22 protein-coding genes are annotated in these 22,356 nt (G+C 60.7%); 5 read left to right on the forward strand and 17 right to left on the reverse strand.

Going from position 1 to position 22,356, the window contains the following annotated elements:
* Window positions 1–41: 41 nt before the first annotated feature.
* From CWS72_RS05345 to CWS72_RS05375, 6 genes are all read right to left on the reverse strand, one after another.
* Window positions 42–836: a substrate-binding periplasmic protein gene (locus CWS72_RS05345; RefSeq protein WP_101249548.1), complete on the reverse strand. Its 795-nt coding sequence runs from the start codon at window positions 834–836 to the stop codon at window positions 42–44.
* A 165-nt stretch (window positions 837–1,001) separates the two neighbouring features.
* Window positions 1,002–1,793, reverse strand: coding sequence for a MetQ/NlpA family ABC transporter substrate-binding protein (locus tag CWS72_RS05350; RefSeq protein WP_101249549.1), 792 nt, complete (start codon window positions 1,791–1,793; stop codon window positions 1,002–1,004).
* Window positions 1,794–2,062: 269 nt separating this feature from the next.
* On the reverse strand, window positions 2,063–3,475 hold the full coding sequence (locus CWS72_RS05355) for an MFS transporter (RefSeq protein ID WP_101249550.1): 1,413 nt from the start codon (window positions 3,473–3,475) through the stop codon (window positions 2,063–2,065).
* 112 nt (window positions 3,476–3,587) lie between these two features.
* Window positions 3,588–4,481 carry an alpha/beta hydrolase gene (locus CWS72_RS05360; protein WP_101249551.1) on the reverse strand — a complete coding sequence of 298 codons (894 nt, stop codon included), beginning with the start codon at window positions 4,479–4,481 and terminating at the stop codon, window positions 3,588–3,590.
* 39 nt (window positions 4,482–4,520) lie between these two features.
* Window positions 4,521–5,141: a hypothetical protein gene (locus CWS72_RS27685; RefSeq protein WP_158240519.1), complete on the reverse strand. Its 621-nt coding sequence runs from the start codon at window positions 5,139–5,141 to the stop codon at window positions 4,521–4,523.
* Window positions 5,142–5,270: 129 nt separating this feature from the next.
* Window positions 5,271–5,765 carry a glycine zipper family protein gene (locus CWS72_RS05375; RefSeq protein WP_241911595.1) on the reverse strand — a complete coding sequence of 165 codons (495 nt, stop codon included), beginning with the start codon at window positions 5,763–5,765 and terminating at the stop codon, window positions 5,271–5,273.
* 327 nt (window positions 5,766–6,092) lie between these two features.
* Here CWS72_RS05375 and CWS72_RS05380 point away from each other — a divergent pair, with 327 nt between their 5' ends.
* Window positions 6,093–6,473, forward strand: a complete 381-nt coding sequence (locus CWS72_RS05380) for a DUF2325 domain-containing protein (RefSeq protein ID WP_101249554.1) — start codon at window positions 6,093–6,095, stop codon at window positions 6,471–6,473.
* Here CWS72_RS05380 and CWS72_RS05385 read toward each other — a convergent pair.
* The 6 genes from CWS72_RS05385 to CWS72_RS05410 form a co-directional block, all read right to left on the reverse strand.
* Entirely contained in the window at window positions 6,425–7,444 is a 1,020-nt protein-coding gene (locus tag CWS72_RS05385) for a glycosyltransferase family 2 protein (RefSeq protein WP_158240520.1), read from the reverse strand. The genes CWS72_RS05380 and CWS72_RS05385 overlap by 49 nt on opposite strands.
* 145 nt (window positions 7,445–7,589) lie before the next feature.
* Complete coding sequence (locus CWS72_RS05390; protein WP_101249556.1) at window positions 7,590–8,261, reverse strand: methionine ABC transporter permease; 672 nt, start codon at window positions 8,259–8,261, stop codon at window positions 7,590–7,592.
* Window positions 8,230–9,285: a methionine ABC transporter ATP-binding protein gene (locus CWS72_RS05395; protein ID WP_101249557.1), complete on the reverse strand. Its 1,056-nt coding sequence runs from the start codon at window positions 9,283–9,285 to the stop codon at window positions 8,230–8,232. Before CWS72_RS05395 ends, CWS72_RS05390 begins: the two co-directional genes overlap by 32 nt.
* Before the next feature lie 343 nt (window positions 9,286–9,628).
* Window positions 9,629–10,813: a trans-sulfuration enzyme family protein gene (locus tag CWS72_RS05400; RefSeq protein ID WP_101249558.1), complete on the reverse strand. Its 1,185-nt coding sequence runs from the start codon at window positions 10,811–10,813 to the stop codon at window positions 9,629–9,631.
* A gap of 1 nt (window position 10,814) precedes the next feature.
* Window positions 10,815–12,221, reverse strand: a complete 1,407-nt coding sequence (locus CWS72_RS05405) for a pyridoxal-phosphate dependent enzyme (protein WP_101249559.1) — start codon at window positions 12,219–12,221, stop codon at window positions 10,815–10,817.
* A 167-nt stretch (window positions 12,222–12,388) separates the two neighbouring features.
* On the reverse strand, window positions 12,389–13,678 hold the full coding sequence (locus CWS72_RS05410; RefSeq protein ID WP_241911605.1) for an MFS transporter: 1,290 nt from the start codon (window positions 13,676–13,678) through the stop codon (window positions 12,389–12,391).
* Between CWS72_RS05410 and CWS72_RS28305 the strand changes: the two genes are divergently transcribed.
* On the forward strand, window positions 13,586–13,831 hold the full coding sequence (locus CWS72_RS28305; RefSeq protein WP_241911609.1) for a hypothetical protein: 246 nt from the start codon (window positions 13,586–13,588) through the stop codon (window positions 13,829–13,831). The genes CWS72_RS05410 and CWS72_RS28305 overlap by 93 nt on opposite strands.
* A gap of 92 nt (window positions 13,832–13,923) precedes the next feature.
* Here CWS72_RS28305 and CWS72_RS05415 read toward each other — a convergent pair whose 3' ends face one another.
* Window positions 13,924–14,595, reverse strand: a complete 672-nt coding sequence (locus tag CWS72_RS05415) for an RraA family protein (protein WP_101249561.1) — start codon at window positions 14,593–14,595, stop codon at window positions 13,924–13,926.
* 164 nt (window positions 14,596–14,759) lie between these two features.
* Between CWS72_RS05415 and CWS72_RS05420 the strand changes: the two genes are divergently transcribed.
* The 3 genes from CWS72_RS05420 (at window position 14,760) to CWS72_RS05430 (ending at window position 17,443) form a co-directional block, all read left to right on the forward strand.
* Window positions 14,760–15,662, forward strand: coding sequence for a LysR family transcriptional regulator (locus tag CWS72_RS05420; RefSeq protein ID WP_101249562.1), 903 nt, complete (start codon window positions 14,760–14,762; stop codon window positions 15,660–15,662).
* 124 nt (window positions 15,663–15,786) lie between these two features.
* Window positions 15,787–16,449: a DUF1847 domain-containing protein gene (locus tag CWS72_RS05425; protein ID WP_101249563.1), complete on the forward strand. Its 663-nt coding sequence runs from the start codon at window positions 15,787–15,789 to the stop codon at window positions 16,447–16,449.
* 34 nt (window positions 16,450–16,483) lie between these two features.
* Complete coding sequence (locus tag CWS72_RS05430; protein ID WP_241911596.1) at window positions 16,484–17,443, forward strand: 2-hydroxyacid dehydrogenase; 960 nt, start codon at window positions 16,484–16,486, stop codon at window positions 17,441–17,443.
* A gap of 23 nt (window positions 17,444–17,466) precedes the next feature.
* On the opposite strand, the gene CWS72_RS05435 is transcribed toward CWS72_RS05430, so the two are convergent.
* Genes CWS72_RS05435 through CWS72_RS05450 form a run of 4 tightly spaced genes read right to left on the reverse strand, consistent with a single transcriptional unit; the run spans window position 17,467 to window position 22,321 of the window.
* Window positions 17,467–19,050 (reverse strand): gamma-glutamyltransferase family protein, encoded by a 1,584-nt coding sequence (locus tag CWS72_RS05435; RefSeq protein WP_101249564.1) that lies wholly within the window; start codon window positions 19,048–19,050, stop codon window positions 17,467–17,469.
* Window positions 19,051–19,084: 34 nt separating this feature from the next.
* Window positions 19,085–20,506 carry an amidase gene (locus tag CWS72_RS05440; RefSeq protein WP_101249565.1) on the reverse strand — a complete coding sequence of 474 codons (1,422 nt, stop codon included), beginning with the start codon at window positions 20,504–20,506 and terminating at the stop codon, window positions 19,085–19,087.
* Window positions 20,506–20,712, reverse strand: a complete 207-nt coding sequence (locus CWS72_RS05445) for a hypothetical protein (RefSeq protein WP_146002631.1) — start codon at window positions 20,710–20,712, stop codon at window positions 20,506–20,508. The genes CWS72_RS05440 and CWS72_RS05445 overlap by 1 nt, the downstream gene beginning before the upstream one ends.
* A gap of 7 nt (window positions 20,713–20,719) precedes the next feature.
* The gene (locus CWS72_RS05450) at window positions 20,720–22,321 is read right to left on the reverse strand and encodes an ABC transporter substrate-binding protein (RefSeq protein ID WP_101249567.1); all 1,602 of its coding nucleotides are present in this window, start codon (window positions 22,319–22,321) and stop codon (window positions 20,720–20,722) included.
* Window positions 22,322–22,356: the final 35 nt, after the last annotated feature.

Below are 22,356 nucleotides of genomic sequence, written 5' to 3' on the forward strand. Positions count from 1 at the left end.
GAATGGATATAATTTCACCCTTAGATTTTTCACTGTATATCTCAAATATTAATCATTGCATCTGCGATTTCTTTCGGAAGATATTTCAATAATATCCCGTATAATGTTCCATCAGATCTCATTTCATCGACTATTTTTCTCCATTTTTTCTGTTCTTCGTCTGAAACAGATTTTTTTGACATGATCAATCCATGCGGAATAGACGGATCATCGAATTCCAGGATTGTCGTTATTTCTCGAATACGGTCTTGCTGCAAAACCGGATAATCGAAAGGTTCGACGATCATTCCCTGGATCTGGTTGTTCAGCAGTGTTTCGTAGAGGGGGGCGAGGCCCGTGGCGTAAATGACGCGGCGTTCCTCTTGCAGTCTGTCGACCATGCGGTTGGCGTTTTCGCCGAAGCGGAAACTGCGGATAACGCCCAGCCGCAGGCGGTCGCCGCGTTCGAAGTCCGCTATGCGGCGGACGTCCGTGTCATTGCGCAGGAGAAGATAATATTTATTCGAGAAATACCAGGCGAAGGCCGCGAAGCGGTTGCGTTCGGCATTGGCGATGCCGGACAGACTGAAATCCATCGCCCCCGATTCGATCAGTTGCCAGATCCTGGCCCTGGGCATCACCAGGGTCGTGATGGCGCAGCCGCTGCGGCGAATCAGTTCGTCGCTTAAATCCTTGTCGATTCCGCTATCGGTCTCGGCCGAATAGAGCAGGCCATGTTCATGCAGGCCAAGCGTGAGGGAGCGTGAGCAGTCAGGGGAATCGGTTGCCGCGCGCGGAGTGCCACCCCCGGCCGACAGGATGAGTGCCACCAACAGGATTCGCGACGCGCGCAGCATGAAAAGGTGATCTCCCCCACGACCATAACGAGGGTAAAGCCCTTTTCTTCGGAAACCTAGCATTGCGACTCAATCCACGACGCGATTCGGGCATGTCGTCAAAAAAGACATGCCCGAATACATCCCATCCGAAGCCGGGACTTTCAGCTCAAACGGCGTTCGGGATCAGAAGGCGGGGATGACGGCGGAGCCAAAACGTTCCTTGATAAAGGCCTTGATTTCCGCCGACTGATAAAATTTGACCAGCTTGATCAGCGCCGGCTTGTCCTTGTCGGCGGTGCGCACGGCGATGATGTTGGCATAAGGCGAGTCGGTCTTCTCGAGTACCAGGGCATCGCGATCCGGTTTCAGGCCCACTTCGATGGCATAGTTGGTGTTGATGGCGGCCGCTGTCACGTCGTCGAGCGAACGCGGCAATTGCGCGGCCGGCAATTCGACGATCTTCAGTTTTTTCGGGTTGCCGACGATGTCGAGCGGGCTTGCCTTGATGCCGGCGTCCGGGCGGAGCGTGAGCAGGCCATTGGCTTGCAAAAGCAGAAGCACGCGCCCGCCGTTGGTCGGGTCGTTCGGAATGGCGACCTTGTCGCCTTCCTTCAGGTCAGCCAGGGATTTGATCTTCTTCGAGTAGATGCCGATCGGAAAGATCACGGTCTTGGCGATCGACGTCAGCGGATAGCCGCGGTCTTGAACCTGGGCGTCGAGGAAGGGTTGATGCTGGAAGGAATTGGCGTCCAGGTCGCCGTTGACCAGGGCAGCGTTGGGCAATTGATAATCGTCGAATTCGATGATCTTGATATCAAGTCCGTCCTTGGCGGCCAGCGCCTTGACCTGTTCGAGAATTTCGGCATGCGGTCCACCGGTGGCGCCGACCTTGATGGTTTCGGCCTGGGCGAGGGGGATGGAGGCGGCAAAAAATACAAAAGCCGTCAGTATATTTTTTAAAAAGCGGGAAGTCATGGCCACTCTCCATGTGAATTAAGGTGCTGTGGTAACGTGCGGCGGGAGGGCAGGTCAAGCCCCTTCGTATTTTTGGTTTCCAACGGCTTGGATTCCTCGGGCGCCTCGTCCCGAACGATCGGTCGGCTGCTGTCAGAGCTTCTCATACGAAATCTCGGTGATCGGAACCGATCACCTCTGCCCTCAATCGCCGGGCGGGTTTCTCCGAAACCCTGGGCTTCGCGCCAACGATGGCGCGGGCCCTCAAGGGGCCAGCCAAGCCTCCATCCTCATCGAGGCTTGGTATCAGATGCCCGATGGCCGCTCATCGCCGCGCCGGCATTCCTCGGCAATCGGGCGCAGACCGGCGAGGCCAGCAGGGAGATCGCCGTTACGACCAGGAAGGCCGTGGTGAAATCCGCGAGAGCAGCATGCTGACGCCCCGAGGCCAGGACCGACAGATGCAGCGCCGCGGCCGATACGCAGATGCCGAGTGACAGCATCAATTGCTGGAAGGTCGTGTAAAAGCTGATCGCGTCTCCCATCCGCTGGCTGGGGATGTCGGCATAGGCGATGGTGTTGTAGGCGGTGAATTGCAGCGACTGGAAAAAGCCGCTGACCAGCAGGACGCCGTAAATGGCCGCCAACGGCCATTCGGGACGGAAGGCCGCGCAGAGGGCGACGCAGCCCGTGGCAAAAAGTCCGTTCCAGACCAAGGTGGCGCGAAAACCGAAACGCCGCAGAATGGGTGTGGCCGACGCCTTCATGAGGAGCGATCCGGCGGCGCCGGCGAAGGTGATCAGGCCGCTATGCGCCGCCGACATGCCGAACCCCAATTGCATCATCATCGGCAACAGGAAGGGGAGCGCCCCGCCCGTGATACGGGTCAGAGAGCCGGCAATGACCGAAAGGCGGAAGGTCTGGATGCGCATCAGGCGAATGTCGAGGATCGGCGCCGGATGGCTTTTGGCATGCAGCAGATAAATGCCGCCGCCGACCAGCCCGATGCCGATGAGCGAAAGGGTGGCGTAGGGCGACGTCACACCCCGGCTGATCATTTCCAGGCCGAACATCAGGCAGGCCAGGGACACGCCGGAGGTGACCAGGCCCAACCAATCGAAACGGGCGCGGATTGGTTCGCTTTCGTCCTTGATATAAAGGAGCGCCAGGACGACGCCGGCCAGACCGATGGGAATGTTGATATAGAAGATCCAGCGCCACGACAGATAGGTGACGATGGCCCCTCCCAAGGGCGGACCCAGCACCGGACCGATCAGCGCCGGCACCAGGAACCAAGCCATGGCCGCGATCATTTCCTCTTTCGGAACGCTGCGAAACAGGATCAGGCGGGCCACCGGAACCATCAAGGCTCCCCCAAAGCCCTGCAGCAGCCTGGCGATCACCAGGACGGGCAGATTGCCGGCCTGGCCACAAAGAATCGAGCCCAGGGTGAAAATGGCGATGGCGGAACAGAAGACCTTGCAGGCGCCGAATCTGTCGGCGATCTTGCCACTGGCCGGAATGAAGATCGCCAGGCTGAGCAGATATGAGGTCAGGGCGACGCTCATATAAAGCGGCGAGATATGAAAGGTCTGGGCCATGGTCGGCAAGGCCGTGGCCAGGACGGTCCCATCCAATTGCTCCATGAACAAGGCGCTGGCGACGATCAGGGCCGTCGTTCGGAAATGCGGCGTGTTCGGCATGTGGGGATCGGAACTCTGGCTATTTTGTGACGGAGCATGTTCCGCCGGATTGCAAAATAGCGCCTTCCTTATCGCGCGCAAGGATGGGCGCCGCATGACAGCTTTGTCGGAATTACCGGACCAGCAGATCGGCCAGAAAACGCCCCGCCTCCTCGATGGCCTGGCGGCCCTCGCTCAGCATCGGCGCATAGGCTTGCCAGACATGGACCATGGCGGGCCACACGTCCAGGCGGACTTTCACGCCGGCATGCGCGGCCCGCGTGGCCAATCGGGTGGCATCGTCGAGCAGCAGTTCGTCCGAGCCGACCTGGATCAGGAACGGCGGAAGTCCCCCCAGACGCGCATAAAGGGGCGAGGCGAGCGGAGTTTGCGCATCGCGCCCGGCGAGATAGGCGTCCTGATAAATCTGGAGGACCTGCCGCGTCATGCGCGGGTCGGCGGCCGCCTTGCTTTCAAAAGAGTCGCCGGCGAGAGCGAGATCGACCCAGGGTGAAAACAGGCAGGCGCCGCGCGGGAGGGGGGCGCCTGAGTCACGAAGGGCCGCGAGGCAGGAAATGACCAGATTGCCACCCGCAGAATCCCCCGCCAGAACGATGGAATCGGCGGAAACGCCCTGTTCGAGCAGCCAGCGGTAAGCCGCAAGGCAGTCGTCGAGAGCCGCGGGAAAGGGATGCTCCGGCGCCAGGCGATAGTCGATCGAGAGTGCCCGGGTTCCAGCCGCCTTCGCCAAGTCTCCGGCAAGTCCGCGATGGGTCTTGTGATTGCCGATGACAAACCCACCGCCATGAAAGAACAGCAAGGTGCGCGATAAAGACGCTCCGGGCGGTGTCAGCCAAGCGGCCGCACGGTCGCCGATATGGATCTCTTGGAATTCGATATCGGCCGCAATGGGCATCGCGGCCATGAAAATCTCGAAATTCCGCCTGGCCTCGGCGACCGTGGGAATCGGCTGATCGCGTCGCGCCAGCCAAATGGCGCGCAGAGAGTTCAGTTCTTCCTGGCTCATGCTTTTGGCAGACCGTGAATAGGAAAACGGATGGAAGTCTCAACCCAGAAGATATGACTTGATCAACGTCGCGCTGGCCGACTGAATCATTTCCTGGACGACGGTGTGGGCCTTGACCACGGACGTCATGTCTCCGGTGATGGAGGCGGTGCCGGCGGTGGTGTCGGAATTGCTCCAATCGCCCGGCGTGGACAGTCCAAGGCTGGCGGCATTGCCGGCGGCGCCGTTGATGGTGCTTGAAGATTGATCGAGCGAATCGTAAAGCGTCTGATAGCTCTCCAGCGCCTGGGCGCGCGCGGTGGTGCTGGTCGTCGTCAGGGCGGACTGGGCCGTCTTGGCCATGGCATTGAGAGTACTGCCGAGAGCGGCGAGATTTTGAGCCGTCTGCCCTGAATCGCTTCCGCCCAGCAACGCATTGGTGACGGCGTTGCGTAATGAAGGCGTCGTGGTGGCGTCGGAAAGAAAAGGCGACAGCCGGTCACTTGATGTGGCGCTTTGGCCGCTCACGCCGAGCAGCTGGCTGCCGATGGCGTTGCCGAGGTCGGCGACATCGCTGACCGTCGTCTTTCTTTTGCTGGCCGCCCCGCCGCTCAGGATGGAACTCCCCAGTGAATTGAGGAAAGCGCCGGTGGTCGGAACGCTCGACGCCGCATCGGACATATTTGCCAACCCTGGCTAAAGGAATACTCGGATCATAGTGATCCTAACTCCAGGGGCTGTCCAGATACAACAAACCGGCCGCCGGGGCGCCCCGGCGGCCGGTAGTCATGTTCCAATGCACTGAAGACGTTAGTAGGGGGCGGGCATATTCGGATCCGGCGCCGGAACCGCTCCGGGCGGCGGAGCGTAGACGACGCCCGGAGGAGGGGCGTAGATCACTGCGGGTGGCGGAGCGTAGACAACCGGGGGTGGTGGCGCGGCATAGATGACCGTCGGGTGGACGACGACCGGCGCCGGCGGCTGGACGACCTGATTGCCCTTGGCATACATGCATTGCGAATAGGCGTTGTCGTACTGCTGCTGAATGGTGGATTGGGTATGGTTCGACCCGCTGGCTCCGATCGCGGATCCCACGACGGCGCCACCCGCCGCACCGACGCCGGCCCCCTTTCCGCCGCCGACCGCGGCGCCGAGACCGGCACCGAGCGCGGTGGTCAGCAAGCCGGCGCCGACGGCGCGCTGGTTGGCTTCCTCGGCCTGACCGCTGACTTGTTGGGTGGCGTATTGCTTGCAGGTCGCCTGTTCCTGGGCAAAGACATCGAACGGTTTATTATTAGCGGGCATGACCTGTACCGTCGGACCGAGAGGTGTGGCTGCGCAACCTTCGAGGAGAAGAAGGGCTGACAATCCCGCCGCTGCCGCTTTTAATTTATATGCCATAGTCCTACGCCGATTTTTACGGCGCCTCCGTAAACTCTGTTCGCATCGGATATCATTCTCCCTTGAAAAGGTGACGAGAAAATGGCGGCTTGGTTACAAGTTGTTTCAGGGTAGAGGGGGAATTAATAACATTAAAAATATGTTAAAACTATAATTTAACAATTTTTGTTTCTCAAACTACTAAATTAGTGATCTAATAACCGTCGTTGTGAACGATTGAGGAGGTGTTCCATGTCGGAGATCGGCAAGGACGCGAGAGAGTCAATCGGAGATGGCATTTGCCCCCGCTTCGATCTCTGCGGTCGATGCATTCTGGTCGTTGGCGGGCGGCATCAGCATGTTTCGCATCTGCGGCGTATGGTGGAAGAATTCAACGGCTGTTTCGTCCACCATGACGGCGGTACGGAGCAAAGCATGAGCAAGCTCGCCAACCTGTTCGGGCGGGCCGACGCGGTGCTCTTCCCCGTCAAATGCATCAGCCATGCCGCGCAAAGCAAGGTCAAGACGCTATGCCGCCGCTACGACAAGCCTTTCGTACCGCTTCGAAAGTCGGGTATGGAGGCTTATATCGAGGCACTGGAATCGTTGGCTGACGGTCGTTTGGCGGGGTAAATCGCGAGCGACGACTCTGACGATTCAGTGTGAATGTCGCGCGCTGTCGGCTGAATGATTTTTCTGCCGCAGGTCGTGCCGTCCGCACTGAAAGGCGACAGTGTGGCTGTGATCATGGCGGCGTGGTCGAAGCCGGGCAACCAACTGGCCGTCCGCATGATTGCGCAGCGCAGGAGCGATTTTCCGTCGCTCCTGCGGCGTGCCCATTTTTCGGCCCGCTCGGCGCAACGGCGAAGCGCCAGCCGGCCATATTGCTTCTTAAGTTCCGGGTGATCCTGGAAGAAGAGGGCGAGAGCCAGATTGTAATCGTGCAAGACTTGCTGTTCGCGGGCAATTCCGATCCGTTCGGAAGTGTCGGTTGGGCCATAGGCCGTCATCTTGTCGAGCAGAATGAACGGTCCAAGCAAAGCAAGTCGGAGTGCAAGCGAGAAGTCTTCGGTGAAAACCCGTGGATCGCAACCGCCGCCGGCGCGCACGGCGGCCGTGCGGAATAAGCTCTGACTCAAGCCCGTGATGGTCTGATCGATGACGATGGCCAGAGGGTCTTCGATCAGACTTACGGATTTCCGGTTGTCCACCGTGAAGGCGACCTCGCTGATATCGCCGTAATAGGCCTTGCGGCTATAGGCGGCGACCGCTCCCGTGCTGTCGAGGCATTCCAGAAGCTGGTCCGTGGCGAATGGGGCCAAGATATCGTCACAGCCCAGAAATTTCAGATAGTCGCCGGTGGCATAGGAGATGCCGGTGTTGGCGCATCCCGCCGGGCCGGTATTGTCTTGGCGGATATAGACGCAGTTGCTCCAATGCTTCGTCATGGCTTTGACGAGATTGAACGAACCATCGGATGATCCGTCATCGATGAAGATGAATTGTCGTTCGTGTGTCGGCGCCTGCCTTTCCAGGGCGGCGATGGCGCCCAGCAGATATCGGCTTTTGTTCTGGAGTGGGCAGACGAAGGAAATGGACGGCATCGGCGGCTGCTTTCTTGTCGACACGCCGGCGACGGTCCGCCGCCGGGCATTCATTCGACAGGAAGTATCGCGCTTTTGCTTTTCAGACTGATTGCCTGCGGTGAACCCTTTGGTAACAGTTGATTTCGTTTTGCGGTCCCATCGATCAGGCTTTGCCGCGAGGAACCTTCTTGTTGAGCCGGCGGGCTATCAGATCGCCGGCGCTTTGCACGGCCTGGACGAGGACGATCAGGACGACGACCACGGCGAGCATCACTTCCGGCTGGAATCGTTGATAGCCATAGCGTATTCCCAGATCGCCCAGGCCGCCGCCGCCCACCGCGCCGGCCATGGCCGAATAGCCGATCAGGCTGACCACGGTGATGGTAATGCCCGCCACGATGCCGGGCCAGGCTTCCGGTAGGAGAACCTTGGTGACGATCTGCCAGGGGGAGGCCCCCATGGCTTCCGCCGCTTCGACCAGGCCGGCATCGACCTCGCGCAGCGAGGATTCGGCTAGGCGTGCGACGAAAGGCGTGGCGGCGATGGTCAGGGGCACGGTGGCGGCGGCCGTTCCGATCGAGCTGCCGACGATGAGGCGGGTCACCGGAATGATGGCGATCAACAGGATGATAAAGGGCGTCGAACGGGTGGCGTTGACCACGGCGCCCAGAATCCGGTTGATCGGCTTGTTCTGAAGAATCTGTCCGTTTCCCGTCACCACCAGGACGACGCCCAGCGGCACGCCGGCCAGAGCCGCCAAGCCGGCGGAGATGCCGACCATGAAAATGGTTTCCTTGAGGCCGTCAAGCAACAGCCCGATGAGCATCGGCGACATGGCCGAGAACCTCCACGCGAAGATTGTTATCACGGATATGGTCGATGACTTCCTGCACCGCCTGGGGCTGGCCGACGGCTTCGACGACGATGTTTCCGTAGGGAGCGCCTTGAATATACTCCACATTCCCCTGGAGGATGTTGAGCAGCACGCCGTAGCGTTGCACCACTTCGGAGATGATCGGACTGTTGGCCGTGGGGCCGGTGAAGACGATGCGCAGGACGACGTTGCCCTGGGTCAGCGGGGTTGCCTGCAGGCGTTCAATCAACATCGATGGCAGCGGGCGATCAATGACGTCGCTGACGAATCGGCGGGTGATTTCGGCCTGGGGCGCGGTGAAAATCTCGAAGACGGTGCCCTGTTCGACGACGCTGCCCTGATCAAGGACGGCGACGCGATCGCAGATTTCCTTGATGACGGGCATTTCGTGGGTGATCAGGACGATGGTAAGGCCAAGCTTGCGATTGATGTCCCGCAGCAGGGCGAGGATCGACTTGGTGGTTTCCGGATCGAGGGCCGAGGTCGCCTCGTCGCACAGCAGAACCGCCGGTTTCGAGGCCAGGGCGCGGGCGATGCCGACACGCTGCTTCTGGCCGCCGGAAAGCTCCGAGGGATAGCGATCCCGTTTGTCGGTGAGGCCGACAAGATCGAGCAGTGGGGTTACTTCCCTGGCGATCTCCGCCTTGCTTCGACCGGCCAGTTCGAGGGGAAAGGCGACATTGTCGAAGACGGTGCGCGAAGACAGCAAATTGAAGTGCTGAAAAATCATGCCGATTTCCCGCCTCGCTTCGCGCAGGGCGGCGCCGCTCAATGACGAGATCTCGCGGCCGTTGACCGAGATGCGACCGGCGCTCGGCCGTTCGAGAAGGTTGATGCAGCGGACCAAGGTGCTTTTTCCCGCGCCCGACCGTCCGATGATGCCAAAAATTTCCCCTTGCTTGATCGACAGGGAGACGTCCTTCAGCGCCGCCGTCGGATTGTCTCCGGCCGAAAAGGTTTTTTGCAGGCCTTCGATTTCGATCATCTGACAATCCCGACACGAGGCCGGCCCAATCTGTAAACAAACATGGCAACTACCTTACGATCTTCGAGGGCTCGTCCGGAAACAACGGCGTCATCTCCGTGCGGGCCCTTCTCCGCCGGACAAGACGATCTTGACCCTTGGAAATCAGGTTCCAGATGGTATGGCTGACATTTCGGAACAAGGCATTGCGCCAAGGCGTCGGTCACGCGGCCACACCCCGCCGGGATGATCCGTCAGGGAAACCCCATTCGTTCTGCGATCGGAACCGTATTTTACCGACCATGAATGTGTCAACGAAATGAAACGCATTGCGGAGATGTGATCTGTTCGGGGACATCGCTCGTCAAAGACGAGCCAATGCCTGATCCAGATCGGAGATGAGATCGGCGGCGTCCTCGATACCGATGGAAAGTCTGATCAGATTGGGGGTGATGCCAAGTTCGGCCCGGCGCTCGGCGGGCAGGGAGCCGTGACTCATACTGACCGGATGCCCGACCAGGCTCTCGACGCCCCCCAAACTTTCAGCCAAAGCAAAAATCTTAAAGGATTCAAGAACTTTAACAGTTTGTTTGGCGGTTGCCTTCAAGAAGACCGAGACCATTCCACCGCCGCCTTGCATCTGGCGGAGGGCCAGTTCGTGTTGAGGGTGGCTGGGCAGTCCCGGATAGAGTACGCGTTCGACGGCCGGATGATTTTCCAGCCAGCCGGCGACGGCCAGGGCATTCGCGGAATGTCGTTCGACGCGCAAGGGCAGCGTCTTGATGCCGCGCAAGCCCAGGAAGCTGGAGAAGGGATCGAGGATGCCGCCGGTGGCGTTCTGGATGAAGCTGACTCGATTCTGCAAGTCGGCATCCCCGCCGACCACCACGGCGCCGCCGATGATATCGGAATGACCGCCGATGTACTTGGTCACCGAATGCACCACCAGATCGAAACCATGCTGGAGAGGGCGCTGAACGGCCGGCGAGGCGAAGGTGTTGTCGGCCACGGTGAGGATGCCGTGCTTCCTGCCCAAGGCGGCGAGGGCCGAAAGATCGGCCAGCTTCAGCAAGGGGTTGCTGGGGGTTTCGACCCAGAGAAGGGCGGTCCGGGGAGTAATCGCCGCTTCGATGGCGTCGGGATCGGAGAAATCGACGTGGGTGAGGGCCAGATTGGCCGAATGGGCCCGGATGCGGTGAAACAGGCGCCATGTGCCGCCGTAGAGGTCGTCCGAGGCGACGATATGGCTGCCGTGTTCCAACAGGTCGAGGATGGCGGCTTCGGCCGCCAGACCCGAAGCGAAGGCGAAGCCGGCGGAGCCGCCTTCCAATTCCGCCAGGGATGCCTCGAAAGCCGCGCGGGTGGGGTTTTGCGAGCGGGCATATTCCCATCCCGTGGTCACGCCGGGCGAACTTTGCACGAAGGTCGAGGTGGCGAAGATCGGCGGAATGACTGCGCCGGTCGACGGCTCGGGCTTTTGGCGGCCATGGATGGCCCGCGTGGACAGACCTTGCGGATGGGACGTGGTTTTTTTTGCGATTTTATTCATATCAGTCGACCTTGCGGCGCAAGTGGTTGATGAGGTCGATACGGGTGATCAGACCCAGGAACTGGCCCGATTCCAACACGATGGCGACATGCCCTTTATCGAAGACGGCGATCAGTTCGGTGAGCGGCGCCCGGACGTCGATGGTTTCGATGCGAGGCGTCATCGCGCTTTTCACCGGTTCGGAAAAATGGCCGTGGTCGTTGAATACGGCCAGCAGAACATCCGATTCGTCCAGGATCCCGACGACCTTCCCGTCGTCCAGCACGGGCAATTGGGAAACGTCGTAGAGTTTCATCCTGGCGTAGGCGACGTTCAGAGTGTCTTCGGAGCCGACGGTGATCGCCGCGCCCTCGTCATGACGACGCGTGACGAGATCGCGCAGATCGCCGTGACGCGGACGCTCGATGAATCCCTGATCGGTCATCCAGAAGTCATTGAACATCTTGGAAAGGTATTTGTTGCCGCTGTCGCAGATCAGCGTGACAACCCGCTTGGGACTGCTTTGTTCGCGGCAATAGCGCAGCGCGGCGGCGACCAGCGTGCCGGAGGAGGACCCGGCCAGGATACCTTCCTTGCGCAAAAGATCCCGGGCGGTTTCGAAGCTTTCCCGGTCGGAAATGGCATAGCCTTTCCGGACACCGGCGAAATCGGCGATCGGCGGGACGAAATCCTCGCCGATTCCCTCGACCAGCCAGCTTCCCGCCTCACCGGGGTGGCGCCCTTCGATCACGTCGAGAAGAACCGAGCCGGCCGGATCGGCCAGGACGATTTCGGTCTTTGGCGAGACTTTGCGGAAGAACCGGTTGATACCGGTCAGGGTGCCCGACGAGCCGACGCCGCAAACGACGGCGTCGATGTCATGGTTCATCTGCCGCCAGATTTCCGGCGCGGTGGAGGTTTCATGGGCCAGCGGGTTGGCCGGGTTGGCGAATTGGTTGACGAAGACGGCCCCGGGAGTCTGCCGGGCGATCCGTTCGGCCAGATCCTGATAATAGTCCGGATGGCCTTTGCCGACATCCGAACGCGTCATCACGATGTCAGCCCCCATCGCCTTTAAATGAAAGACTTTTTCCCGGCTCATCTTGTCCGGAATGACGAGGATCAGGCGATATCCCTTGATCGCGGCGACCAACGCCAGCCCCAGGCCGGTGTTGCCGGCGGTGGCTTCCACCAGGGTGCCGCCCGGCTTCAGGCGTCCTTCCTTTTCAAAGGCGGTGATCATCGACAGCGCCGGTCGGTCCTTGATCGAACCGCCGGGATTTTGGTTTTCCAGTTTGACGAACAGACGGCTATTGCCGGTGTCGAGCCTTGTCAACTCGACCAGCGGCGTATTGCCGATGAGATCGAGGAGATGCGCGGCTCCAGCCGTAGCCGCCGGAAGAGGCGACGTCAGTGTCCCGGTGCTCATGACAGCTCCATATATCTACATTTCAAATGATATTAATCCGGAAATTAAAACACAACACCAATATACATTTTTACATAATAACAAATTATATTTGTTAAATATGGGTGGGATAAAGCCATCCCCGGGTGACGCGTTTCCTGGGGATGGCTTGCCGGTGCGGGAAAAGTTCAGGAGCCGGTGTTGATGTGAGGTCTGGGTTCGCTGATGGTGAGAAGCAGCAGGAAGGTGGTGAAGGAACAGGCGGAGAGGAACAACCAGACCTCATCCCAACCGTATCGGTCGAGAATGATTCCGGTGAGGAGAGCCATGCAGGCGCCGCCCAGTTGCCCGCCGGTATTCACGATGGAGCAGGCAATGGGGTAGGCTTTCTTCGTCGTCAGTCCCATTGGATAGACCATGTAGGCGGAAAAGCCCAGATTGAGCAGGATGCCCGTGACGAACAGCAGTCCTCCCAGAAGATAAGGGTCGTTTGGCGCATGGACGAGACCGTACATCATGATCGTGGTGCTGAGCGCGGTGATCATCATGTTGGGTTTACGGCGCTTGTCGATGACCTTATCCGAAATGAAACCACCGACGATGTTGCCGATCACCGCGCCGATCCAGGGAGCTGCGGCGACAAGTCCCATGTTCATGACCGAGAAATGCTTAACCGTCATCAGATAGGTCGGTATCCATGCCAGAAGAACGTTGACGATGCCGATCATGAAGAAATAGCCCAGCGTACTGCCCCAAATGTCCCAGGAGGCGAAGACTTCGTTGGTGTCGTCCAAAAGCGTGACGGGCCGGCTGCGGATAAGTTTGTCCAGCCATGCCAATGACCTGGTCGGCGAGGAATGCCGGACGTCCTGCGTCGTTTCCTTTCGAGCCGTCTCGGTGATGAAGGCTAATTCGGAGGCCGAGCAATGAGGGCTTTCCGAAGGGTGGTTGGTGACGAGGAAATACCAGGCGACCGAAAGAAGAAGGCCGGGTAAGGAAAAGACGAAAAAAATCTCTCGCCAGCCGAACATCATGATGACGACGGAGCAGACCGGCGGGACGATGACCGGGCCGAATTTCACCGCGGCCAGGAACAGTCCGGTGGCCGTTCCCTTTTCCTGAGGGGGAAACCAATTGTTGATGGTCGAGGTGATGCCCACCGGCAAGGGGCCCTCGGCCAGTCCGAGGCCGAACCGGCAGATCTTCAACATCAAGGCTGATCCGACGGTTCCGATCATGCCTGTGAAAAGGGACGTCATGATCATCGAGAAGGAAAAGATCTTGCGGACGCGGAATTTGCTATAGGCGAAACCGGAGGGAATTTGCGCGATCGCATAGGCGAAGAGGAACAGGCTGGACAGCGCGCCCGCCTCCGTGTTCGTCATATGAAATTCCTGCCTGATGAAGGGCAGGGCGACTCCGAGATTAGCGCGATCGGCCGCCGCGACAGTGTAAATGACGAAGATAAGTCCGCCGATAAACCAACGATATCTGCTCGTCTTTTTGGAAGAAGACGCAATAATGGCGTCATTTGTTATGATGGACATTTGGTTTCCTCTTCACGTATCGTAAATCAACCGTTTATTGTTGATTTACTTATTGTTTTTATTTTTGACGTGAAGTTCCGTTAATGAGAATGGCGTATAAGCAATGGTGAAACATTATCTTATCCATTCTATTTTAAAAACGGACACTCCACGGGTCGGCGATATCGATTCCCTTTTTAAGAATCGATGCAGCTGTGGGCCAAAGCTTTGGCTATCCAGGATTGTTCGGGATTCCCCGTGGCGATTTCCGCTTTGATGGCATCTTCGCAGGCGGCGGTTTCCCTGGCTTTTGCAATCAGCTCCCCGGCGATGTCCCGCGGAAAACTGACGATGCCGTCCTCGTCCCCGACGAGAACGTCGCCCGGTTCGATGACTTGTCCCCCGACGGCGACAGGTACGTTGATTTCACCTGGTCCGGATTTGTAGGGGCCGCGATGGGTATTCCCGCGCGCATAACAGGGAAACTCGCCTTTTTCGAAGGTGGCGACATCCCGGATGGCGCCGTTCACCACGAAACCGGCACAACCGCGCTGTTCGGCGTAGAGCTTCATCAACTCGCCGATGACGGCGTTGTTGGTGTCACCTCCCAGATCTACGACCAGCACATGGCCCGGTTGCAGCATGGTCAGGGCTTTGTAGATATAGACATTGTCGCCCGGCCGGGTTTTGACCGTGAAGGCGGTGCCGAGCAGCTTTCCCCGGCGGCTATAGCGGGTCAGCCCGACGATTCCGACGCTACGGCTGAGATTGTCACTGAGATGGGGCGTGGCGATGGGGCGGAGCGCCTCGATGATCTCCCTGTCGACCGGAGTGGCCGCCGGAAAGATCCTTTGTCCGATGAATTGCATGGTTTCTTCCCTTTTTTACATCTCCGAGATCCGGCATCGGACCTTGGGAGCCATGACTTGCGTCATAGCGTTGGGAAGACGTTAGCGCTGCTCATCTAGGCGGAATAGCGATATAAAATTATGGTAATTGATCGTATTTTTTCATATTTCGTTAGGTGTGGCGAATGATCACGTTCAAACAGTTGGAGGCTATTTATTGGATAGGACGGCTTGGTGGTTTCGACGCCGCCGCACGCCAACTGAACACGACCCAGTCGGCTGTTTCAAAAAGGGTGCAGGAGTTGGAGACGGCGTTGCAGGTCGCCTTGTTCGAGCGTTCCGGCAGGGTTTCGCGCCTGACCGAGAAAGGCGTCGAATTGCAGGCCTTCGCCGGCGAGTTGCTGGACCGCCGCGATCTGGTCGTCGAACAGATGAGCGCCAGGACGGCCGTCGTCCGCAGGTTCCGGCTGGGAGTGACCGAGTTGACCGCCTTGACGTGGTTGCCGCGTCTGGTCGACGAGATCCGTCGGAGCTACCCGCGGGTCACCCTGGATGTCGAGGTGGAGTTGAGCGCCACGCTCCGCAAGCGTTTGGCCGAGGACACCATCGATCTGGTGATCGTGCCCGAGGAGCATGACGATCCCCGCTTCATCATCCGTCCCCTGGGAGCCGTCACCAACGATTGGATGTGTACTCCGGGGTTGATCGACGGCCGGCGCGAAATGTCGCTGGCCGACCTTAGCCGTTATCCGTTGTTGACGCAGGGCGAGGCTTCGGGAACGGGAAAGTTCTACATGGGATGGCTCAGGGCCAATGGCCTTGGTCCGGAACACGTCATCTCCAGCGACAATCTGATCGCACAGATTGGTCTCACGGTATCGGGATTGGGCATCAGCTATCTGCCCAGAGGATGCCTGGGGCATCTTGTCGAACGAGGTGTTCTTCAGGTCGTCAAGACCGTCCCCAGCCTTCCCCCTGTTGCTTATGTCAGCCTTTATCGCTCAGATCGCGTAAGGGGAATCAACCGGGAGATTTCGCAGATGACCGAAATATGCTGCGATTTTTCCGCGCTTCTGTTTCAGCAATGACGGTGCGGCAGCTTGCATTATGTTAAACTGATGTACTTTTGATAAAACAACAGTGTATTGATGTTCTATGGAAGCCAGCCGGTCAAATGGGACGGCGCCACCTGGACGAGGATCAAGGAAAAGCATGTCGACGACCAAAGACCCCAGTTGTTCCGAGTGCGGATTGCTCAATTGCTATCGGCAGGACAAGAAATTTCCCGACTTTTGCCTGACCGAGGCGCTCGATCCGGCTGAGATCGCGGAAACGGTCGAGAACTACCGTGGCGACGGGCTGGATGCGAAACTGTTCCATGCGGCGGCCGAGGTGGAGGGGCTTTATTATGGAAAGCTCACCCGCGTCGAGGAAACCCTGGCCTTCGCCAAGCGGATCGGCGCCAAGCGGGTGGGCATCGCCACCTGCGTCGGTTTGATCGAGGAAACCAGAATTTTCGCCCGTTTCCTGCGTCAGGCCGATATCGAGGCCCATACGGTGCTTTGCAAGGTCGGCTCGGTCGATAAAAGCGAAGCCGGCATCGCCGAGGAATTGAAGGTAAAGCCCGGCAACATGGAGGCTTGCTGCAATCCGGTGCTGCAGGCGCGCATGCTAAACGCCCTGCATACCGGCCTGAACGTCATCGTCGGCCTGTGCGTCGGCCATGATTCCTTGTTCATCCGCCATTCCGAGGCGCCGGTGACCACCTTGATCGTCAAGGACAGGGTGCTCGGCCACAATCCGGCGGTGGCGCTTTATACCGCCAAGAGCTATTGCAGCAGGCTGTTTGACGAGGAAAGGGTCAAGGGGTTGTAATAGGCGGTCCATCAAGATCCGGAAGGAGTTCATCTTGCGCCGCCGTATTTACGTCACCTGTCCGCTTCCCCCCAGCGTCAAGGTTTTGCTGAGTGACGGTTGCGACGTCACTTTCGCCGGAGAGGAACGGGTCCCGACGGCCGAGGAGATCGTGTCCGGAACATTAGGCCACGACGCTTTGCTGGTGACGACGCCAACCCGCGTCGATCGTCCGCTGATCGAGCGGTTGCCGCCCAGCGTCAAGGCCATCGCCACCTATTCGGTGGGCAACGACCATATCGACGTCGACGCCGCCGCCGAGCACGGTCTGGCGGTGTTTTCCACGCCCGACGTGCTGACCGACGCCTGCGCCGAGGCGACGATGCTTCTGATGCTGGGGGCAGCCCGGCGCGCTACCGAGGCGATCGCGCTTTTGCGGGAAGGGCGATGGCAGGGCTGGACTCCGGTCCAGTTGAATGGCGTCGGATTGACGGGGAAACGGCTCGGTATCGTCGGCATGGGGCGTCTCGGCCGGGCGATCGCCGACCGTGCCCGGGCTTTCGGCATGGCTGTGGATTATCACAATCGCAGTCGTCTTGAACCCGGACTGGAGGCCGGGGCCGGCTATCATGCCTCCCTTGAGGATTTGCTGCGGGTGTCGCAATTTCTCGTGCTCGCCTGCCCGGCGACCGAGCAGACGCGCGGGCTTCTGAACGCCCGGCGCATCGGGTTGCTGCCGCCGGGCGCCATCGTGGTCAATATCGGACGCGGCAGCGTGGTGGTCGACGACGACCTGATCGCCGCGCTGGGCGACGGCCGGGTGGCTGGCGCCGGTCTCGATGTTTTCGATGGCGAACCGTCGGTGCATCCGGGTTATTTCCGCTTGCCCAACGTCTTCATGCTGCCCCACGTCGGCAGCGCCACCATCGAGACGCGCGAGGCCATGGGGCAGATCCTTCTCGATGGCTTGCGGGATTTCTGGGCGGGGAGGCCGGCGGTCAATCGGCTGGTTTGATCCGTCAGATTTTCACCTCTAGGTCAGTAGGCCGCCACGGCGCCGTCGCTGCGCGGATCGGTGGCGCCTTCCAGCATGCCGTCCGGGCGACGGACGATCATGCCGGCATGGCCCATCTGGCTGGTGAAGGCGGGAACCATCTCGATCGCGTGGCCGGCCATGCGCAAGGCGTCGACGAGCCCGGGATCGAAGCGTGATTCCAGCTTCAGGCTGACGCTGTCCTCGCCCCAGGTGCGGCCCAGCAGCCAGCGCGGGGCGGTGACCGCCTGCTGCGGCGTCTGTCGGAAGAAGGCGTAACGCGAGAAGATCGCCGCCTGGGTTTGCGGCTGCCCCTCGCCGCCCATGGTGCCGTAGACCAGGGTGCGTCCGTCGGTGAAGCGCGCCATGGCCGGATTGAGGGTATGAAAGGGCTTGCGTCCCGGTGTGAGGGCATTGAGCGCCTCGGGGGCCAGGGAGAAGCTGGTGCCGCGATTCTGCCAGGTGATGCCGGTCTGCGGCAGGACGAGGCCGGACCCGAATTCGAAATAGACGCTTTGGATCATGCTGACTGCCCGTCCGGCGGCGTCGATCACGCCCAACCAGACGGTATCTCCGCCGGCGGGCGGCGCCGGCCAGGGCAGGGCGCGGCGCGGATCGATGGCGTCGGCCAGGCGGTCGAGCGCATCCGGGGCCAGGCAGGATTGGGGATTCTCGACGGCGAAGGCGGGGTCGGTGACCACGCGGTCGCGCAGCAGGAACGCCTGTTTTGTGGCTTCGACGAGGCCATGCAGATGAGCGAAGCCTTCCGCCTCCTCCACATGCAGCCGCTCGAAGAGGGCGAGGATGGCCAGGGAGGCCAAGCCTTGTGTCGGCGCCGGTGTATTGAACAGCCGGGCCTCACGCAGGGGGACCTGGAGAGGCAGGCGTATTTTCGCGGCGTGGCGGGTCAGGTCTTCCGCCGTCAGCGGTGAGCCGGCGGCCATCAGATCCTCGGCGATCATGCGTGCGGTCTCGCCGTGATAGAAATCTTCCAGGCCCCGCTTGCCCAGGCGGCGCAAGGTGCCACCCAAGGTCGCCAGACGCATGACGCCTCCTTCCGCCGGGGGACGGCCGTCGTCGAGAAACTGTTCGGCGAAACCCGAGACCGGACTCAATTCGGCGAATTTTGCGGCGGTCAGTTCCGCTTGGCTGGCCGAAACGGCGAAGCCGCGTTCGGCGTAGTGAATGGCGTCTTCGAAGAGCCGGGACAAAGGTAGGGGGGGACCCCAATGGGCGGCGAGGCCGAGGGCCATGTCCCAACCGGACACGGTTCCGGCGACGGTGTTGGCCGCCAGCGGCCCCCGCCAGGGCATGGCGGTCCGCTCTCCATAGATTTCCCGCGACACGCCGAGTCCGGCGGCGCCGGAAGCGTCGATGGCCACCGGGTCGCAGTCCGGCTCGGCGATCAGCCAAAAGCCGTCTCCCCCAATTCCCGTCATATGGGGATAGACCACGGCGAGGGTGGCTGCGGCGGCGACGGCGGCTTCCACCGCGTTGCCGCCATCACGCAGGACGCGCAGTCCCGCCTCGCTGGCCAGATGATGCGGGGCCGTGACCATGCCCCGGCGGCTGCGCGGCGTCTGCGGCATCAGACCGTTCCGGAAGCGAAACCAGTGGAGCTTGTCATTTGAGGGGGCCTGTCAAACGAGGGGCGGGGACGCCGACGCGCGCCTGATAGGCGCCGCCCAGGCGGAGCAGGGTGGTTTCGGCATAGGGTTTTCCCAGCAGTTGGAAACCGTTGGGCATGCCGTTGGCGTCCTTTCCCGTCGGCAAGGCCATGCAGGGCAGGCCCAGATAGCTCAATGGACGGGTGAATCGCAAAAGGCTGGCGATGGTCTTGGTCATGGCCTCGCCGCCGCCCACGTCGGTTTCCGCCAGGGTCGGAATGCCGCGACCGAGGGAGGGCAGGAACAGGACGTCGGCCCGGTCGAAGGGGCCGGTCAGCCAGTCGTTGAGAATCAACGGCCGGGCGCGCAGCCCCTGGATGTAATCGACGGCGGAAACGGCGTAGCCGTCCTGCAACCGGGCCCGCACCTGATCGGAATAGTCTTCCGGACGGTCCCGCATCCATTTGGCATGGAAGGCCGAGGCTTCGCCGAATTGCAGCAACTGGGCATAGCGGTCGAGTTCGAGAAGATCGGGGATGGTCACCGATACTTCTACGGCACCGGCGTCGAGCAGCACGGAAAGGGCCTGGTCCAGCAGTCGGGCGATCTCTGGATCTATGCTTTCCCACAGCGTGCGGTCGACACCGATTCGCAAGCCTTCCGGCGTCTCGGCAACCGCCGCCCGATAGTCGGCGGCCGGAGCATGGGCCGTGGCGTCGGCGGGATCGGCTCCCGCCAGCACCGACAGAACCAGCGCCAGATCGGCGACGTCGCGGGCGAGCGGGCCGATGGTGTCGAGCGAGGGCGCCAGGGGCATGGCGCCGGAACGACTGATCAATCCCCAGGTCGGCCTGATGCCGGCGATGCCGCAGCAGGAGGCGGGTACTCGGATCGAGCCCCCGGTGTCCGATCCCAGGGCGAAGGGAACGATTCCGGCGGCCACCGCCGCGGCGGAACCGCTCGACGAACCTCCGGTGATGCGGGCCGGATCGTGCGGATTGCGGCAATGTCCGATGTGATAGTTATGGCCGGTGATGCCGAAGGCGAACTCCGCCATGTTGAGGCTGGCGAATTGAACGGCCCCGGCGTCCCTCAGGCGCGCGATGACCGTCGCGTCTTGAGATGCCGGGGCCGTGGCACGGATCTTAGCCCCCCAGCTTGCGATCCGGCCTGTCCGGTTGAACATGTCCTTGTGGGCGAGCGGCACGCCGAACAGCGGTCCGCCCTGGAAATGGGGGGAACGGCGCGCCTGGTCGGCCTTCTCGGCCGCGGCCAGGGCCTCGTCAGTCTCAAGGGAAACGACGGCGTTGAGGGTGGGATTGGCGGCCTCGGCGCGGGCGATGGCGGCTTTGGTCGCCTCCAGCGCGGTAATGTCGCCTTTTCGCAAAAGGGCTGCCAGCGCATATGCCGGCAACATTCCCAGATCGGTTTCTGTCATCAGGATGTCGCCCGTTGCCGCAACGCCGTCAGGAATCCGTGAACGTCGTTGGCGAGGGTAAGCCGCTCTTCCAGCAGGCGGCTGGTCGCGGTCAGTTTCGATGCGGTCTGCGCAACGTCGGCCCGGCGCTCCGGCGGCAGGGAAACCCCCTGCCGCCGGAGCGCTTCGATGACGAACTGCAAACCTTCGGAAGAAGAAGCGCTCATCTGTTCCTCATTTATCCAGGCTGACCGGGGTCAGGTCCTGGAACCAGCTGCGGGCCTGCACGAAGCCCTTGACCTTGGGCGACAGGGCCCGCGGACCGACGTCATGGGCGATGAACAGCCATGTCGCATTGTCCACCTGCCGTTCGTGCAGCTTGGCCAGGAGGGCATCCTGTTTGGCAGGATCGAAGGTTGCGCGCGCCTGGTCAAGCAGGGCATCGCTTTCGGGGTCCTTATACCAACCCCAGTTGAACCCGTTGGGCGGGATCATCGAGGTGTGGATGAAGCGATAGAAGGCGACCATGGGATCCTGCCAGGCGAAGGAGACGTTGGTGGCCGTGCCGCCACGGCTGGCCGGATCCTTGGCGCCCTGGCGCCAATTGGCGTAAAGCGTCTGCCATTCCAGAACCTCGAATTCGAGGGCGATACCCACTTCGGCAAGGTTCTGCTGGATGAATTCGTTCATCGCCAGCGGCAGCATCTGACCGGAACCGGACGCCGAGATGAGGATCTTGGCCTTGATGGGATGGTCCTTGGAATAGCCGGCTTCCTTCAGAAGGCGCTTGGCCTCGGCCGGATCGTATTTGACCTTGAAGGTCGGATGGCCGAACCAGGGATGATCTGCCGTGACCATGCCTTCCGCGCCAACCATCATGCCGCCCAGAAGCTGCTTCAGGCCTTCGCGGTCGACCGCCAGATTGGCCGCCTTGCGGATACGGATGTCATTCCAAGGACTGCCTTCCAGAAAGCTGAACTGATAGGGCCAGGTATGCGGGTAGACATTCGAGGTGATCTGCATGCCCTGGGCCTTGAGATTGGGGATCATGTCCGGCGCGGGCGCCTCGATCCAATCCACCTGTCCGGACAACAGGGCCGCCGTGCGGGTGTTGGGATCGGGGATCGGCATCAGAATCACCTTGTCGGTCTTGGGAATGCGGTTTTTGTCCCAATAAGCCGTGTTGGGTTCCAATTGCGCCAGTTCGCGGGGGACCAGCTTGGTCAGCTTGAAGGGCCCGGTGCCCGAAGGCTGCATGGCGAATTTGTCCCAGCTTTTGCCGAGCTTTTCCCATTGCGTCGGGCTTGAGAAGAACATCCAGGCCAGTTCGTAGGGCATCCAGGCGTCGGGCGCCTTGGTGCTGATGGAAACGGTGTTCTCGTCGATCTTTTTCACTTCCTTGATGCCGGGGAAGCGACCGCGGACGTTGCCCGACTGCTTGGCGTCGAATTGCGGAGACTGGTCGTTCAGCACTTTTTCGAAGTTCCACACAACCGCATCGGCATTGAAGGCCGAGCCGTCGTGGAAGGTGACGCCCTTGCGCAGGTTGAAGATCCAGCGCGTGTTGTCCTTGGGGTCGATCGACCAGGAGGTGGCGAGGCCGGGCGTCAGGCTGGCCGGCTGGTCGGCCTTCGACAGATCCCAGTTCACCAGGGCGTCGTAGATCGTATAGCCGGTGAAGCGGTAGCCCTCGGCGCCGTTGTCGGGCTGACCGGTGGTCAAGGGGATGTCGCTTGCCGTCATCGCGATGCGCAGAGTGCCGCCAGCCCAGGCGGGCTGGGCCACGATGCCCAAAGCTAGAAACAGACCGGCGAGGGCCGGTGCCAGTCGACGCATGGTGGTTCTCCTCGTCTATGAAAGCATCAAAAGGA

It is taken from the genome of Telmatospirillum siberiense (assembly GCF_002845745.1).
GTDB classification, from domain to species: Bacteria; Pseudomonadota; Alphaproteobacteria; order Rhodospirillales; family Magnetospirillaceae; genus Telmatospirillum; species Telmatospirillum siberiense.

Bases quoted from the DNA above. Each gene is read 5' to 3' on its own strand.
- CWS72_RS05435 (WP_101249564.1), bottom strand. From the start codon at position 19,050: ATGCCGCAGACGCCGCGCAGCCGCCGGGGCATGGTCACGGCCCCGCAT.
- CWS72_RS05440 (WP_101249565.1), bottom strand. From the start codon at position 20,506: ATGACAGAAACCGATCTGGGAATGTTGCCGGCATATGCGCTGGCAGCC.
- CWS72_RS05355 (WP_101249550.1), bottom strand. From the start codon at position 3,475: ATGCCGAACACGCCGCATTTCCGAACGACGGCCCTGATCGTCGCCAGC.
- CWS72_RS05420 (WP_101249562.1), top strand. From the start codon at position 14,760: ATGATCACGTTCAAACAGTTGGAGGCTATTTATTGGATAGGACGGCTT.
- CWS72_RS05345 (WP_101249548.1), bottom strand. From the start codon at position 836: ATGCTGCGCGCGTCGCGAATCCTGTTGGTGGCACTCATCCTGTCGGCC.
- CWS72_RS05385 (WP_158240520.1), bottom strand. From the start codon at position 7,444: ATGCCGTCCATTTCCTTCGTCTGCCCACTCCAGAACAAAAGCCGATAT.
- CWS72_RS05395 (WP_101249557.1), bottom strand. From the start codon at position 9,285: ATGATCGAAATCGAAGGCCTGCAAAAAACCTTTTCGGCCGGAGACAAT.
- CWS72_RS27685 (WP_158240519.1), bottom strand. From the start codon at position 5,141: ATGTCCGATGCGGCGTCGAGCGTTCCGACCACCGGCGCTTTCCTCAAT.
- CWS72_RS28305 (WP_241911609.1), top strand. From the start codon at position 13,586: ATGAAATTCCTGCCTGATGAAGGGCAGGGCGACTCCGAGATTAGCGCG.
- CWS72_RS05450 (WP_101249567.1), bottom strand. From the start codon at position 22,321: ATGCGTCGACTGGCACCGGCCCTCGCCGGTCTGTTTCTAGCTTTGGGC.
- CWS72_RS05375 (WP_241911595.1), bottom strand. From the start codon at position 5,765: ATGCCCGCTAATAATAAACCGTTCGATGTCTTTGCCCAGGAACAGGCG.
- CWS72_RS05400 (WP_101249558.1), bottom strand. From the start codon at position 10,813: ATGAATAAAATCGCAAAAAAAACCACGTCCCATCCGCAAGGTCTGTCC.
- CWS72_RS05425 (WP_101249563.1), top strand. From the start codon at position 15,787: ATGTCGACGACCAAAGACCCCAGTTGTTCCGAGTGCGGATTGCTCAAT.
- CWS72_RS05415 (WP_101249561.1), bottom strand. From the start codon at position 14,595: ATGCAATTCATCGGACAAAGGATCTTTCCGGCGGCCACTCCGGTCGAC.
- CWS72_RS05445 (WP_146002631.1), bottom strand. From the start codon at position 20,712: ATGAGCGCTTCTTCTTCCGAAGGTTTGCAGTTCGTCATCGAAGCGCTC.
- CWS72_RS05405 (WP_101249559.1), bottom strand. From the start codon at position 12,221: ATGAGCACCGGGACACTGACGTCGCCTCTTCCGGCGGCTACGGCTGGA.
- CWS72_RS05390 (WP_101249556.1), bottom strand. From the start codon at position 8,261: ATGTCGCCGATGCTCATCGGGCTGTTGCTTGACGGCCTCAAGGAAACC.
- CWS72_RS05360 (WP_101249551.1), bottom strand. From the start codon at position 4,481: ATGAGCCAGGAAGAACTGAACTCTCTGCGCGCCATTTGGCTGGCGCGA.
- CWS72_RS05350 (WP_101249549.1), bottom strand. From the start codon at position 1,793: ATGACTTCCCGCTTTTTAAAAAATATACTGACGGCTTTTGTATTTTTT.
- CWS72_RS05380 (WP_101249554.1), top strand. From the start codon at position 6,093: ATGTCGGAGATCGGCAAGGACGCGAGAGAGTCAATCGGAGATGGCATT.